14 protein-coding genes are annotated in these 14,925 nt (G+C 71.4%); 1 reads left to right on the top strand and 13 read right to left on the bottom strand.

All coding sequences use genetic code 11. From position 1 onward, the window contains the following. Positions 1–82: 82 nt before the first annotated feature. A complete protein-coding gene (locus MUE36_00700) occupies positions 83–949 on the bottom strand; it encodes a Bax inhibitor-1/YccA family protein (GenBank protein MCU0309450.1) in 867 nt (288 codons plus the stop codon). 44 nt (positions 950–993) lie between these two features. Then, positions 994–2,238 (bottom strand): AI-2E family transporter, encoded by a 1,245-nt coding sequence (locus MUE36_00695; protein MCU0309449.1) that lies wholly within the window; start codon positions 2,236–2,238, stop codon positions 994–996. Between the two features lie 136 nt (positions 2,239–2,374). Between MUE36_00695 and MUE36_00690 the strand changes: the two genes are divergently transcribed. Next, entirely contained in the window at positions 2,375–2,896 is a 522-nt protein-coding gene (locus tag MUE36_00690; GenBank protein ID MCU0309448.1) for a carbonic anhydrase, read from the top strand. Between the two features lie 37 nt (positions 2,897–2,933). Here MUE36_00690 and MUE36_00685 read toward each other — a convergent pair whose 3' ends face one another. The 11 genes from MUE36_00685 to MUE36_00635 form a co-directional block, all read right to left on the bottom strand. Continuing rightward, positions 2,934–3,824 (bottom strand): ABC transporter permease, encoded by an 891-nt coding sequence (locus MUE36_00685; GenBank protein MCU0309447.1) that lies wholly within the window; start codon positions 3,822–3,824, stop codon positions 2,934–2,936. Positions 3,825–3,841: 17 nt separating this feature from the next. Continuing rightward, the gene (gene ftsE / locus MUE36_00680; protein ID MCU0309446.1) at positions 3,842–4,519 is read right to left on the bottom strand and encodes a cell division ATP-binding protein FtsE; all 678 of its coding nucleotides are present in this window, start codon (positions 4,517–4,519) and stop codon (positions 3,842–3,844) included. Positions 4,520–4,637: 118 nt separating this feature from the next. Beyond that, positions 4,638–5,753: a peptide chain release factor 2 gene (gene prfB / locus MUE36_00675; protein ID MCU0309445.1), complete on the bottom strand. Its 1,116-nt coding sequence runs from the start codon at positions 5,751–5,753 to the stop codon at positions 4,638–4,640. Positions 5,754–5,769: 16 nt separating this feature from the next. After that, positions 5,770–8,499 (bottom strand): preprotein translocase subunit SecA, encoded by a 2,730-nt coding sequence (gene secA, locus MUE36_00670; protein ID MCU0309444.1) that lies wholly within the window; start codon positions 8,497–8,499, stop codon positions 5,770–5,772. A gap of 97 nt (positions 8,500–8,596) precedes the next feature. Beyond that, positions 8,597–9,025 carry a hypothetical protein gene (locus MUE36_00665; protein ID MCU0309443.1) on the bottom strand — a complete coding sequence of 143 codons (429 nt, stop codon included), beginning with the start codon at positions 9,023–9,025 and terminating at the stop codon, positions 8,597–8,599. Further along, positions 9,022–9,624 carry a hypothetical protein gene (locus tag MUE36_00660; GenBank protein ID MCU0309442.1) on the bottom strand — a complete coding sequence of 201 codons (603 nt, stop codon included), beginning with the start codon at positions 9,622–9,624 and terminating at the stop codon, positions 9,022–9,024. The genes MUE36_00665 and MUE36_00660 overlap by 4 nt, the downstream gene beginning before the upstream one ends. Before the next feature lie 94 nt (positions 9,625–9,718). Then, entirely contained in the window at positions 9,719–10,549 is an 831-nt protein-coding gene (locus MUE36_00655; protein ID MCU0309441.1) for an SDR family NAD(P)-dependent oxidoreductase, read from the bottom strand. 31 nt (positions 10,550–10,580) lie between these two features. Further along, the gene (gene ahcY / locus MUE36_00650; GenBank protein MCU0309440.1) at positions 10,581–12,044 is read right to left on the bottom strand and encodes an adenosylhomocysteinase; all 1,464 of its coding nucleotides are present in this window, start codon (positions 12,042–12,044) and stop codon (positions 10,581–10,583) included. A 161-nt stretch (positions 12,045–12,205) separates the two neighbouring features. Next, on the bottom strand, positions 12,206–13,246 hold the full coding sequence (locus tag MUE36_00645; protein MCU0309439.1) for a hypothetical protein: 1,041 nt from the start codon (positions 13,244–13,246) through the stop codon (positions 12,206–12,208). A gap of 2 nt (positions 13,247–13,248) precedes the next feature. Then, a complete protein-coding gene (locus MUE36_00640; protein MCU0309438.1) occupies positions 13,249–13,485 on the bottom strand; it encodes a Trm112 family protein in 237 nt (78 codons plus the stop codon). A gap of 29 nt (positions 13,486–13,514) precedes the next feature. After that, a complete protein-coding gene (locus MUE36_00635) occupies positions 13,515–14,918 on the bottom strand; it encodes a phosphomannomutase/phosphoglucomutase (GenBank protein MCU0309437.1) in 1,404 nt (467 codons plus the stop codon). Positions 14,919–14,925: the final 7 nt, after the last annotated feature.

Here is a 14,925-nt window from a genome sequence, read left to right as displayed (position 1 = left end):
GGTCGGGAGCCGTTCGGGGGCTCAGATACCCCCTGGGGTACACAACCCGGCGGAGGCCGGAACCATTCCCCCACCGTCGACGTCACTGCCGCAGCAGGGACAGGAGGCGCAGGATCTCCAGATAGAGCCAGACCATGGTGACGGTGATCCCGAAGGCGCCGTACCACTCCATGTACTTGGGAGCACCGGACTTCGAGGCCTCCTCGATGAACGCGAAGTCGATGCCCAGGTTGGCGGCGGCCACCACGACGATGACGACGCTGATGCCGATGCCGAGGACCGACGGCTCGTTCCAGAAGGCGATGTCGGCCCCGAAGAGGGAGGCGATCCACGCCCCCAGGTACATGACGAGGATCCCGAGGGTGGCGGCGACCACCACCATCACGTACTTCTTGGTGACCTTGATGATGCGGGTGACGTAGAGGAAGAACATCACCCCGAACACCGCCAGGGTCGCGGCGACCGCCTGCACCACGATGCCGTCCCACTGGGCGTTGTACACCGCCGAGACGGCGCCGATCACCGCGCCGTAGGCGAGGGCATAGAGAGGTGCGGTGAAGCGGGCGATCTTCGGCACGAACGCCGTGACGAGCCCGAGGCCGAGGCCGGCGAACAACGCCAGGAGGAGCCAGCCGGGGAACGAGGTGGTGTTGACGATCTGGGTCTGGCCGGTGGCCGGGTCCACGACCTGCTCGGTGGTCTGGTCCACGCTCATCCACCCGAACGCACCGGTGATGAGGATGAGGGCGAAGAGCACGCCGGTGGCGGTCATGGTGCCGCCGATGGTCATCGTCTTGCCGGTCGGGGGCGACACCGCCCCCGGCGCACCGAAGCGGCCGCCGAGGTCGTCGCCGGCCCCGCCGGCCTGGGTCTGCGGGTCGCCGAGCCAGGTGGACCGGCTGGCGCCCTCCTGCTCGAAGCGCTGCGGGTTGAGGACGGGGTTGGCCATGTCGCTCCTTGACGAGATGAAGGACGAATCGTCCTTCCACCATTCTACGGAGAAGAACCGCTCCGGCGGTCGCGCCAGGCCGCCCGGATCCGGAACCGCCGGGGGGGACGGTCGCCGGCCTCCGGTGCCGCGGTCATCGCCGACTCGATCACCGGGTGGCGCTCGACGTAGGTCGACCCGAGAGCCTGGACCACGGCGCTGAACGGCAGGGCCAGAAGGGCACCCACGCCGCCGAGCAGGCTGATCCCCACGAGCACCGACCCGAAGGCGACGGCCGGGTGGAGGTCCATCGTCCTCGCCGTGACCCGCGGGGCGAGCAGGTAGTTCTCGACCTGTTGGTAGACGACCACGACGCCGAGCACCCAGAGGGCGTCGACCGGGTCGTTGGCGAGCGCGATGAGCGCGGGGAACGCGCCGGCCAGGTAGGTCCCGATCACCGGCACGAACTGCGAGACCACGCCGACGAAGACGGCCAGCGCGACGGCGTAGGGCACACCGATGATCTCGAACGCGACCCAGTGCGAGACACCCGAGATGAGGGCGAGGAGGCCGCGGCTGTAGATGTAGCCCCCCGTCTTGTCCATGGCGATCTCCCACGTCTCGACCACCCGGCGCTGCCGGTCGGGACGCAGGAACGAGCAGATGAGGCGCCGCAGACGGGGCCCGTCGGCGACCATGTAGAAGACGAAGAGCGCGACGGTGAGCAGCCGGAAGACGATTCCGAGCACGCTGGCGCTGATGCCGAGGGCGTTGCCCGCCGCCTGGGTGGCGAACGAGCGGATGGGCCCGTCGGCGTCGGTGAGCTGAGCCCGGAGGTCCGCGCCGGAGACCTGCAGGTCGAAGGTCGAGTTCACCCAGTTCTCGAGGTCCTGCAGGTAGCCCGGCGAGGCGTCGACGAGGTTCGACACCTCGTCGGCGAGGAGCCTGGCCAGGGCCCCGACGAAGACCAGGACGACGACGAGGAAGACCCCGAACACGAAGGCGGTGGCCACCCCGCGGCGCCACCCTCGGGCGGCCAGGCGGTTGACGGCCGGTTCGAGGGCGAAGGAGATGAACACCGCGATCAGGAGCGTGACGATCAGCTCGCGGAGCTGGCCCAACAGCCACGACGCCACCGCCAACCCCACGACGCCCGCGAAGAACAGGGCGATCGCCCTGGGCACCCAGCGGGGCATCACGTCACGGGGCTCGACGGCGTCGGCGCTCAGGCGGTCGGCCACCGACGGGCCCGGCACACCAGCGCCCGACGCGCCGGCGTCGTCATCGGGGGACCTCCCCTCGGCGGACATGGTCCGACGGTGCCATGCCGGGGCCCACGGGGCGCGGATCCCTCCCCGGATCGCCCGGCGGCGCCGGTCCCCACCGGTTCCCTTCCCGGCGGGGCCTCCTGGCCCGGTCCCGCCGAGCGGCACCTAGCATCGGGGCATGCACCGCTTCGCCGACCTCGTCGGGGCCAACGCCACCCACGCGTCCCACTTCGAGGACGGCGCCCTCGAGGCCCCGCCGGCCCACCAGTTGGCCGTGGTGACGTGCATGGACGCCCGGATCGACGACTACCGGGCCTTCGGCCTGCACCCCGGCGAGGCCCACGTCCTGCGCAACGCCGGCGCCCGGGTCACCGACGACGTCATCCGCTCGCTGGTGAAGTCCACGATCCAGCTCGGGGTCACCCGCATCGCCGTCGTCCACCACACCGACTGCGGGGCGGCGAAGATCGAGCTGGGGTCCCTGCGCCGACACGTCATCGAGCGGACCGGGAACGACCCGGTCGAGCTCGACTTCCACCTCATCGCCGACCCCGACCAGGCCATCCTCGACGACGTCGAGGCGCTGGCCCACTGCCCGTTCCTGCCCCCCGGCACCGTGATCGGCGGCTTCGTGTACGACGTGCGCACGGGCACGGTCGACCCCCGCCTGGTCCGCGAGGTGGGCGTCGCCGTGCCCTGACGGGATCCGTCGCGAGGTCCGGGCGCCGGGCCCGGCGCTAGACGTCGAGGAAGCGGGTGACGGCGATGCCCGCGCCGACGGCGCCGATGAGGATGCCGACCACGCCCAGGAGCACGAAGATGGCGGCGAGCTCACCGCCGCTCACGAGGAACCCGCTCACGAGCGGGAAGTCCTCGGGGTTGGGCAACCACTCCTGGAAGAACGGCTTGAACACCGCCAGCGCCAGGATGGCGGCCAACGCCCCGAGCACCCCCTGGACGAGCCCCTCCAGCATGAACGGCACGCGGATGAACCAGTTGGTGGCCCCCACCAGCTTCATGACCTCGATCTCGCGGCGCCGGGCGAACATGGCCATGCGGATGGTGTTGAGGATCAGGAGCCCGGCAGCGCCGAGGAGGAACGCGGCGATGACGAAGATGCCGACGGTGAGACGGCTGGAGAGCTGCTGGATGAGCCGGATCGTCTCGGAGGCGAAGACCACGCTGTCGACCCCGGACTTGTCGGCGAACTGCGAGCCGAGCGCCTCCACGGCCAGGACGTCCTTGTCGACCGGCTCCACCCGGAACGACGGCGGGAGGTCCTCGGGCTGGACGCTGGTCACCATCTCCGGGGAATCGGAGAAGAGGACCTTGAACTCCTCGAAGGCCGCCTCCTTGTCGACGAACTCGATGTCGGCAACGTCCGGGCTGTCCTCGAGATCGCGGGCGATCGCCGCGATCTGATCGGCGGAGGCGTCCGGGCGCAGGAACACCACGAACTCGATGCCCCCCTGCCAGCGCTGGGTGGCGTTCTCGACCCCGGTGCGCAGCATCAGCGACGCACCCACCAGTGCCAGGGACACCGCGACGGTCATCACCGACGCGAGGGTGATGGTGAAGTTGCGGCCGAGGTTGGAGCTGGTCTCCCGGAGGACGTAGTCGAGCTTCATCGCTGTGGGTCCGTTCCCTACTCGTAGACGCCGCGGGCCTGGTCGCGGACGATCGACCCGCGGTCGATCTCGATCACCCGACGACGCATGGTGTCGACGATGCCCCGGTCGTGGGTGGCCATGACGACCGTCGTGCCGGTCTTGTTGATCCGGTCGAGGAGGCGCATGATGCCCACCGACGTGGCCGGGTCGAGGTTGCCGGTGGGCTCGTCGGCCAGCAGGATCAGCGGCCGGTTGACGAACGCCCGGGCGATGGAGACCCGCTGCTGCTCGCCGCCGGACAGCTCGTCGGGGAAGCTCGCCGCCTTGTGGCCGAGCCCGACGAGGTCGAGGATCGCCGGGACCTGGGTCTGGATGACGCTGCGGGGCCGGCCGATCACCTCCAGGGCGAAGGCCACGTTCTCGTACACCGTCTTGTTGGTGAGCAGCTTGAAGTCCTGGAAGACGCAGCCGATGTTGCGGCGCAGGAACGGCACCTTCCAGCTCGACAGCTCGCCGATGTCCTTGCCGGCCACGAAGATGTGGCCGGTCTCCGGGGTCTCCTCCTTGTTGAGGAGGCGGATGAAGGTCGACTTGCCGGACCCGGAGGCCCCCACGAGGAAGACGAACTCGCCCTTGTTGATCTCCACGTTGGCCTCGCGCAGGGCCACGGTGGAGGTCTTGTAGGTCTTGGTGACGTTCTCGAGCTTGATCATGAGGTGCAGGGCACGCCGGGCAGGGGGATCGCGCGCCGGGTTCGAGGGTAGACGGCCCACGGGCCCGATCCGCGGCATCCCCCGGGGGTACCCGCGAGCGGGCCGCGGTCGACCGCGCTCACTCGGCGGGGGCGGCGGCCGAGCTGCGCTCCCAGCGCAGGAAGGCCTCCATGAACTCGTCGAGCCCTCCGTCGAGCACCGCCTCGACGTTGCCGGACTCGTGGCCCGAGCGCAGGTCCTTCACCATCTGGTACGGCTGCAGGACGTACGACCGGATCTGGCTGCCGAACCCCACCGACCGCTGCTCGCCCCGGATGTCGGCCAGCTCGGACTCACGCTGCTCGCGTTGCAGCTCGGCGAGCTTGGCCCGCAGCATCTGCATGGCCCGGTCCTTGTTCTGGTGCTGGCTGCGCTCGTTCTGGCACGAGGTGACCACCCCGGTCGGGAGGTGGGTGATCCGCACCGCCGAGTCGGTGACGTTGACGTGCTGGCCGCCTGCGCCCGACGACCGGTACGTGTCGATGCGGAGGTCCTTCTCGTCGATCTCGACATCGGGGACGTCGTCGAGGAACGGCGTCACCTTCAGCGCCGCGAACGCGGTCTGGCGCTTGCCCTGGGCGTTGAAGGGCGAGATGCGCACCAGACGGTGCACACCGTGCTCCGAGCGCAGCCGCCCGTAGGCATGGCGGCCCTTGACCAGGAACGTGGCCGAGGAGATCCCGGCCTCGGAGCCGTCGGAGGCCTCGGTCAGCTCGACGTCGAACCCCCTCCGCTCGGACCAGCGCAGGTACATGCGCAACAGCATCTCGGCCCAGTCCTGGGCGTCGGCGCCCCCCTCCCCGGACTGCAGCTCGCAGATGGCGTCGGCGTCGTCGTGCTCGCCGGTGAACAGCGCCCGCAGCTCGAGCTCGTCGAAGTCGGCGATCAACCCGGCGATCCCCGCCTCGACCTCGGCCTCGACGGAGTCGTCGCCCTCCTCGCGGCCGAGCTCGAAGAGCGTCTCGGCGTCGTCGATCCGACCGGCCAGCCCCTCGAAGAGCTCGAGGTCCTCCACCACCGCCGAGAGCTCGCCGGTGACCGTGCGGGCCCGGTCGGGGTCGTCCCAGAGGTCGGGCCGGGTGGCCTCCACCTCGAGCTGGGGTCGCGAGGCCGACAGCTCGTCCACCCGGAGGTAGACCGCGGCCTCGTCGAGGCGACGGCGGAGCGCGGTGAGATCGTCGGAGAAGTCCCTCATGGTGGAGTGGCCAGCCCTACTGGCCGTGGCAGAGCTTGAACTTCTTGCCCGACCCGCAGGGGCACGGCGCGTTGCGCGGGGTCTTGTCGAACTCGCTCTTCACCACCGGCTTCTGGACGACGTCCTCGACGGCCTCGGGCGGGGCCTCGAGGCCCTCGGCGGCCGCCTGGGCCCGGGCGGCCTCGGCGAGGGTGCTGGGCGCCTCGCTCGGGTCGACCGGGGCGGAGTACATGACGTCCTGGATCGGCCGGGGCGTGTCGAGGGTGGGCTTCTCGGCCACGGCCACCTGGGCGTGCATCACGTAGGTCACGAAGTCGGTGGCGATGCCCTGCATCATCGAGCCGAACATCTCGAAGCCCTCGCGCTGCCACTCGACGAGCGGGTCCTTCTGGCCCATGGCCCGGAGGTTGATGCCCTCCTGGAGGTAGTCCATCTCGTAGAGGTGCTCGCGCCACTTCTGGTCGATGATGCGCAGCATCACCTGACGCTCGACCTCGCGCATTGCGTCCGAGCCGAACTCCGCCTCGCGGGCCTCGTAGTGAGCGGTGGCCTCGCCCATGAGGCGCTCGTAGAGGTCGTCGGTGGTCACACACGACCCGCGCAGCTCGTCGGCGGTGGTCGTCGTGGGCCAGATGGAGCCGGTCTCGGCGACGAGGCCGTCGAGGTCCCACTCCTCGGCGAAGTCGGTGACGCAGTAGGTGGAGATGACCCCGTCGACCGCCTCGGCGAGGTACTCCATGGCCTCGTCGCGCAGATCGGCCTTGTCGAGGATCTGGTCGCGCCGGCGGTAGATCACCTTGCGCTGCTCGTTCATGACCTCGTCGTACTTCAGCACGTTCTTGCGGATCTCCGCGTTGCGCTGCTCGACGGTGTTCTGCGCCCGCTCGATGGCCTTGGTGACCATCTTGGCCTCGATGGGCACGTCGTCGGGAAGGGCCTTGCCCATCACCCAGTTCATCGCCCCGGTGGCGAAGAGCCGCATGAGGTCGTCCTCGAGCGAGAGGTAGAACCGGCTCTCCCCCGGGTCGCCCTGGCGGCCGGAGCGGCCCCGGAGCTGGTTGTCGATGCGCCGGCTCTCGTGGCGCTCGGTGCCGAGCACGTACAGGCCGCCGAGCTCGCGGACCTTGGCCCCCTCCCCCTCGGTCTCGGCCTCGTAGTGCGCCAACAGCTCGCCGAGGCGGGCGCGGCCCTCCTCGCTCTCGGGCTCGAGGCCCTCGGCCACCACATCGCGCTCGGCGAGCCCCTCGGGGTTGCCCCCGAGGAGGATGTCGACGCCTCGACCGGCCATGTTGGTGGCCACCGTCACGGCCCCCAGCCGACCGGCCTGGGCCACGATGTCGGCCTCGCGGAAGTGCAGCTTGGCGTTCAGCACCGAGTGCGGGACGCCCCGCTTCTCGAGGAACCGGGCCAGCTTCTCGGACTTGGCGACCGACACCGTGCCGACGAGGACGGGCTGACCGTGCTCGTGGCGCTCGAGGATGTCCTCCACCACGGCGTCGAACTTGGCGTCCTCGGTCTTGTAGATCAGGTCGGCCTGGTCGGCGCGCACGAGGGGACGATGGGTGGGGATGGGCACGACCTGCAGGCCGTAGGTGTTGAGGAGTTCGGCGGCCTCGGTCTGGGCCGTACCGGTCATCCCGGCCAGCTTCTCGTACATACGGAAGTAGTTCTGGAGCGTCACCGTGGCGAGGGTCTGGTTCTCCTCCTTGATCTTCACGCCCTCCTTCGCCTCGACGGCCTGGTGGAGGCCCTCGGACCAGCGGCGCCCCTCGAGGATGCGACCGGTGAACTCGTCGACGATCTTCACCTCGCCGTTCTGGATGACGTAGTCCTTGTCGCGCTTGAACAGCTCCTTGGCCTTCAGCGCGGCCTGGAACTGGTGCACGAGGTTCTGGGAGACCTCGTCGTACATGTTCTCGACACCGAGGGCCTTCTCGACGGCCTCGACGCCCTCATCGGTGGGCGCGACGGCCCGCTTCTCCTCGTCGAACTCGTAGTGCACGTCGCGCTTGAGGCCCCGCACGATCGACGCGAACTGGTAGTAGATCTTCGCGGCGTCGGCGATGCGCCCGGAGATGATGAGCGGGGTGCGGGCCTCGTCGATGAGGATCGAGTCGATCTCGTCGACGATGCAGAAGCTGTGGCCCCGCTGCACCTGCTCGGGGCGGCTCATCGCCATGTTGTCGCGCAGGTAGTCGAAGCCGAACTCGTTGTTCGTGCCGTAGGTGATGTCGCAGGCGTACTGGGCCCGCTTGTGGTCCGGCGAGAACTGGCCGGGGATCACCAGACCGACCTCGAGCCCGAGCCGACGGTGCACCCGTCCCATCCACTCCGAGTCGCGGGTGGCGAGGTAGTCGTTGACCGTGACGACGTGGACGCCCTCCCCGGCGAGGGCGTTGAGGTAGACGGGCAGCGTCGAGACGAGGGTCTTGCCCTCGCCGGTCTTCATCTCGGCGACCCAGCCGAAGTGCAGCGCCGCGCCGCCCATGAGCTGGACGTCGTAGTGACGTTGCCCGATCTCCCGCGACGCCGCCTCCCGGGTGACGGCGAACGCCTCGATGAGGATGTCGTCGAGGTCCTCGCCGTTGTCGAGGCGCTGACGGAACGCGGCGGTCATGCCGGTGAGCTCGGCGTCGGAGAGCGCGGCCATCTCGTCACCGAGGGCGTTGATGTCGGGCACCAACGACTGCAGCGCCCGGATCTTCTTGCCCTCGCCGGCGCGGAGGATCTTGTCGAACATGCCCATGGGAAGGACGAGTGTACCGACGGCCCCTGGCCGGGGGAACCGGCCCCGGCCGGCCCCTGACCGCGCCGGTGGGGCGGGTCCGCCGGACCGCCGGGCGTCAGCCGGGGGCCGCCCCGTCGGGCGTGTCGCCCCCGGCGACCGCCGCGACGGCGTCGCCGAGGCGGTCGGGGACGTCCTGGCGGCTCAGCAGCGTCGCCCTGGGGACGTCGGGCACGACGCCGGCCCGGTCGATGATCACCACGACGCCCAGTGCGGGGTGGCGGGCCCGGAGCGCGGCGACGGCCGCGGCGGCCCCGTCGGGCGGCAGGCGGGCGTCGAGCACCACCACGTGGGGAGGGAGGTGGTCGATGACGGCGGTGACGGTGACGAGGTCGACGGCCTCGGCCGTCACCTCGATGCGGGGGTGGCGCTCGAGGGCGAGGACGAGCTGGCGACGCAGGAGGGACTCGTCCTCGGCGACGACCACCTGGATCGCGTCGTCGCCCCAACGGCGCTCGACACCGGCGAAGCCCGGCGCGTCGGTCACGCCGCCACCGCCCGGGGTGGCGTGCGGGCGAGGACGGCCCCGTGCACGACCCGGGCGCCGGCGTCGCGCAGCGCGACCGCGGCGGCCGCCAGGGTGGCCCCGGTGGTGCAGACGTCGTCGACGACGACGACCTCGTCGGGCACCTCGTCCACGGCGGTGAACGCGGGGCCGACCCGTCGGTCGGGAGCCGACCGGCCGGTCTGGGAGGGGCCGTCGAGGCGGCGCAGCAGGGCGCGGGTCCCGCCGGAGCGACCGCCGGAGCGCCCGACGGCCCGGGCGAGGAGCTCGGCCTGGTCGAAGCCGCGCTGACGGCGCCGGGCCGCAGTGGTGGGGGCCCAGGTGACCGCGGCGTCGGGGCCGAGGACCGGCAGCATCGCGGCCAGCGCCGGGGCCAGCGTGGCGAGCGACGACCGGGCGTTGCGGTACTTGACGGCGACGACCAGCGGACGCGACCGGTCGTCGTAGGCGACGAGGGCGGCCAGGGAGTCGAGGCCTTCCGGGAGGTCGAGTCGGGGCGCCGGGCGCAGCTCACGGGCGCAGACGGCGCACGGCGAGCGACCGGGGAGCTGACACCGGGCGCAGCGCTGCGGGAACCACATGGTCGTCACGCTAGCGAGGCGGGGCGACAGCCATCGGCGCCCACCCTCTCGCGCATGGGCGTGGGCGCCCGGCGCAGGGCATCGCGTGGACGCGTCAGTGCATCAGCAGCGGGGGGGGCTCGCGGTCGAGGATCGCCTGCGTGCGGCGCCGGACGGCGTCGGGCGTGTCGTCGTGGGTGAGGATCCAGAAGGTGGAGGTGCGCACGGCATCGACCACGGCCCCGGCCACCTCCTCGGCCTCCATCCCGGTGGTGAGGAAGTGCTCGACGATCGCCGCGATGCCGGCCTCCTCCTCCGGCGAGGTGGGAGGACCGCCGTCGGCGGGGCGGTTGCGACGAGAGGTGGCGATGTTGGTCTTCACCCACGACGGGCACAGCACCGACACCCCCACGGGCGACGAGGCCATGGCCAGCTCGACGGCGAGGGTCTCCGACAGGGCCACCACGCCGTACTTCGACACGTTGTAGGGCCCCATGTACGGCGCGGCGAACAGCCCGGCCACCGACGCGGTGTTCACGATGTGCCCCTCCCCCTGCTCCAGCAGCAGCGGCAGGAAGGTGCGCACACCGTGGATGACGCCCCACAGGTTGACGCCGAGCACCCACTCCCAGTCGGCCACCGACACGTCCTGCATCGGTCCGCCCCCGCCGACCCCCGCGTTGTTGCAGACCACGTGGACCGCCCCGAAGGCGTCGAGGGCCCGGTCGCGCAGCGCCTCCACCTCGGCGCCCGAGGCGACGTCGGTCACCGAGGTGACGACCTCCGTACCGGCCGGGAACGAGGCCGCGGCCTCGGCCAGCGCCGGCCCCTCGATGTCGGCCAGCACCAGCCGGGCGCCCTCGGCGGCGAAGTGGCGGGCCACGGCCAGCCCGATCCCGCTCGCCCCGCCGGTGACCACGACGACCTTGCCCTCGAGTTGCTCCATCGTTCCCCCTCGGACCGGCGGACCGGTCGCGTCAGTAGCGGTAGTGGTCGGACTTGTACGGACCCTCGACGGGGATCCCGAGATAGGCGGACTGGTCCTCGGTCAGCTCGGTGAGCCGGACCCCGAGCGAGTCGAGGTGCAGGCGGGCCACCTTCTCGTCGAGGTGCTTCGGGAGGGTGTACACCCGGCGCTCGTAGAAGCCGGGGTGGGTGAAGATCTCGAGCTGGGCGATCACCTGGTTCGAGAAGCTGTTCGACATCACGAAGCTCGGGTGGCCGGTGGCGCACCCGAGGTTGAGCAGGCGGCCCTCGGCCAGGACGATCACCGAGTGCCCGTCGGGGAACACGAACTCGTCGACCTGGGGCTTGATCGTGACCCGCTGCACGTCGCTCATGCGCTTGAGCCCGGCCATGTCGATCTCGTTGTCGAAGTGGCCGATGTTGCCCACGATGGCCTGGTGCTTCATCCGGGCCATGTGCTCGGCGGTGATCACGTTGAAGTTCCCGGTGGCGGTGACGAAGATGTCGACCGTCTCGAGCACGTCCTCGAGGCGGGCCACCTGGTAGCCCTCCATCGCCGCCTGGAGGGCACAGATCGGGTCGACCTCGGTGACGATGACCCGGGCGCCCTGGCCGCGCAGCGACGCCGCGCACCCCTTGCCCACGTCGCCGTAGCCGGCCACCAGCGCCACCTTGCCGCCGATCATCACGTCGGTGGCCCGGTTGATGCCGTCGATCAGGCTGTGGCGACAGCCGTACAGGTTGTCGAACTTGGACTTGGTGACCGAGTCGTTGACGTTGATGGCCGGGAACAGCAGGTGCCCGGCCTCCATCATCTGGTAGAGGCGGTGCACGCCGGTGGTGGTCTCCTCGGTGACCCCCCGGATGTCCTCGGCCACCCTGTGCCAGAGGCGGGGCTCCTCGGCCACCGTGCGGCGCAGCAGCTCGAGCACGACGGCCCACTCCTCGGAGTCCTCGTCGCCCACCGCCGGCACGACGCCGGTGCGCTCGAACTCGACGCCCTTGTGGACGAGCAGGGTGGCGTCACCCCCGTCGTCGAGGATCATGTTGGGGCCCTTGCCGTCCGGCCAGCGCAGGATCTGTTCGGTGCACCACCAGTACTCCTCGAGGGTCTCGCCCTTCCAGGCGAAGACCGGGACCCCGGCGGGCCGGTCGAGGGTGCCCTCGGGCCCGACCACCACGGCGGCGGCCGCGTGGTCCTGGGTCGAGAAGATGTTGCAGCTCGCCCACCGCACGTCGGCCCCGAGGGCGACCAGGGTCTCGATGAGCACGGCGGTCTGCACGGTCATGTGCAGCGACCCCGTGATGCGGGCCCCGGCGAGGGGCTGGTCGTCGTAGTGCTCGGCACGCAGGGCCATCAGCCCGGGCATCTCGTGCTCGGCGAGCTGGATCTCCTTGCGCCCGAAGGCGGCCAGGGAGAGGTCGGCCACGCGGTAGTCGAGACCGTTGTCGGTGAACAGCGGGGTGAGGGTCATTCGTCGCTCTCTGGTTGCGGGGTGGGCGCGCCTGGGCGGCGCCAGGGCCCCTGACGGAGGCGGGCTGGGGCCGTCTGACCCTCGCTGCACAGCCCGGAGCGGACGATCGTACCCACGCCCCGACCGCGGTCGCGATCCGAGGAGCTCGACCTCCTCGCCGGTCAGCCCTCGGCGGAGAGGCGGAACGCGATCTCGTCGAGGGCGGGCGTGGGCCCGGGGTCGACGCCCTGCTCGGTGGCGGCGTACAGCGAGGCCACCGTGCCGAACAGGGCGAGATCGAGGAGCTGGGCCAGCATCCCCTCGCCGGCGGCCTCGACGACGTGGACCCGGCCGGTCACCTCGCCGAGCAGGTCGTCGAGGACCCCGAACGCCCGGGCCACCTGCGGGTGCTCGAAGTCGTGGCGCAGCAGCACCAGCTGCATGATCTGGCGGGTGACGTCGCCGTCCTGGCCCCACCCGGCGAGGTCGTCGTGGCCGGCCTCGGGGAGGCGGCCGGCGAAGGCCGGCACCTTGGCGTTGGCGTTGAACTGCGCCTTCCACCACGACGCAGCGGTCCCGCCCGGTCCTCCCCCGCCGTAGACCAGCGGGAAGGCCCGGGCCAGGCGGTGGGCGAGCTGGTGGGCCGCGTTGCCGACGACGACGAGCTCGTCACGACGGCGCCCCAGCTGGTCGATCGCCGCGCCGATCCAGCTCCCACCGCCCGGGAAGAGCCCCACGCGCTCGAGCGCCAGGAGCGGGGGCGCGACGAGCGCACCGAGGGCGGAGCGGTCGGTGGGGGCACCCGCAGCGACCGGCAGGTGGAGGGTGCCCTCGGTGTGGGCCAGCGCGGCCAGCCGCCCGCCCGTCGAGGTCGAGACGAGCGCCGCCCCGGCGAGGACCGCCTCGGTGGCCGCCTCGACCGTCTCCTCGGTGTCGCCGGTGAACGACACCGCCAGGACCAGGGTGGACGGGCCGACGAAGTTGGGCAGCCCGTAGCCCTTGTGGACCAGGAGGGGGACGGGCATGAGCGGGCCCGCCACCTCCCGCACCACCTCGCCGGCGAGCCCGGCCGCACCGGCACCGAGCACCACGACGTTCTCGATCTCGTCGTGGGGAGGCAGCGGGTGGTCGGCGAGGCGGGACCGGGAGCTCTCGACGGCGACGGCGAGCTGCTCGGGCGCCGCCGCGGCGGCGTCGAACATGCCCAGGCTGTCGAGGACCACGCTCAGGCCTCGAAGGTGGGGCGGATCCCCTCGGCGTCGGCCTTGGCCACCAGTCGGGCGTGCTCGTCGTCGTCGACCGTGGTGGCCTCGTCGACCAGCATGATCGGGATGTCGTCACGCACGTCGTACCGGCGGTGCAGGCGGGGGTTGTACAGCACGTTCTCGTCGGCGAAATAGAGCAGCGGGCCCTTGTCCTCGGGGCAGGCGAGGATCTCGAGCAGTTGCGGGTCGAGGGCCATGGGGTTCCTTGCGGGCGTCGGGTCGTCGGTCAGGAGCCGGCGACGGAGCTGATGAGGGCCCGGACCTCGGCGACGTGGCGGTCGCACGACGCCCGGTCGGGCGCCTCGAGGTTGAGGCGGAGGAGGGGTTCGGTGTTGGAGGGGCGCAGGTTGAACCACCACGGGTCGGCCGGGTCGGCGGCGGGGCCGGTGGTGAGATCGACGGTGAGTCCGTCGAGACGATCCTGCGTGGCGTCGGCGTAGTGCCCGGCCACCGCGTCGATGACGGCGCGCGGATCGGGCACCACCGTGTTGATCTCCCCCGACGCCGCGTAGCGCTCGTAGGGGCGGCGCAACTCCGAGAGGGGCACCCCGGCCCGGGACAGGACACCGAGGACGACGACCGCGGCGATGATGCCCGAGTCGGCCCGGTAGTTGTCGCGGAAGTAGTAGTGGCCCGAGTGCTCGCCGCCGAAGGCGGCCCCCGTCTCGGCCATGACCTGCTTGATGAACGAGTGGCCCACCCGGGTGCGCACCGGGGTGCCGCCGTGCTCGACGATGACCTCGGGCACGGCCTTCGAGCAGATGAGGTTGTGGAGGATGGTCGCCCCGGGGTGCTGGTCGAGCATCGCGGCGGCCACGATGGCGGTCGTGAGCGAGCCCGACACCAGCTCGCCGCGGTCGTCGACCAGGAAGACGCGGTCGGCGTCGCCGTCGAAGGCCAGCCCGATGTCGGCGCCCGTCTCGAGGACCCGGGCCTGCAGGTCGACGAGGTTCTCGGGCTGGATGGGGTCGGCGGGGTGGTTGGGGAAGGTGCCGTCCAGCTCGCCGTAGAGGACGTCGAGCGTGACGGGCAGCCCCGCGAAGATCGCCGGGGCGGTGAGGCCGCCCATGCCGTTGGCGGTGTCGGCGACGACCCGGAACGAGGCCAGGGTGTCGACGTCGACGAACGAGCGCACGTGGGCGGCGAACGCCTCGAGCGCGTCGTCCCGGCGGGACTCCACGCCCGCGGGCTCCACCGGCGGGAGGCCGGTCGCGGTGTCGGCCTTGATGCGGGCGAGGCCCGTGTCCTCGCCCACCGGACGGGCGCCGGCGAGGCAGAGCTTGATGCCGTTGTACCGCGCGGGGTTGTGGGAGGCGGTCAGCATGGCCCCGGGGGCGTCGTACTCCCCCGCCGCCCAGAAGAGCAGGTCGGTCGACGCGAGCCCGAGGTGCACCACGTCGAGGCCCTGACCGGTGACGCCGCGAGCGAACGCCGCGGTGAACTCCGGCCCCGAGGGGCGCATGTCGTGGGCCAACAGGACGTGGTCGGCGCCGCTCTCGTCGGCCGCGAAGCGGGCGAACGCCGCGCCGATCCGCTCGAGCAGGTCGGCGTCGAGCTGGTCGGGGACCACACCCCGGATGTCGTAGGCCTTGAAGATGGCGTCGAGGGAGGCGGGATCGGCGGGGGCCATCGCGCCG

This window comes from Acidimicrobiales bacterium (assembly GCA_025455885.1).
GTDB lineage: Bacteria > Actinomycetota > Acidimicrobiia > Acidimicrobiales > Acidimicrobilacustridaceae > Rhabdothermincola_A.
This window is presented reverse-complemented; position numbering and strand designations above follow the sequence as displayed.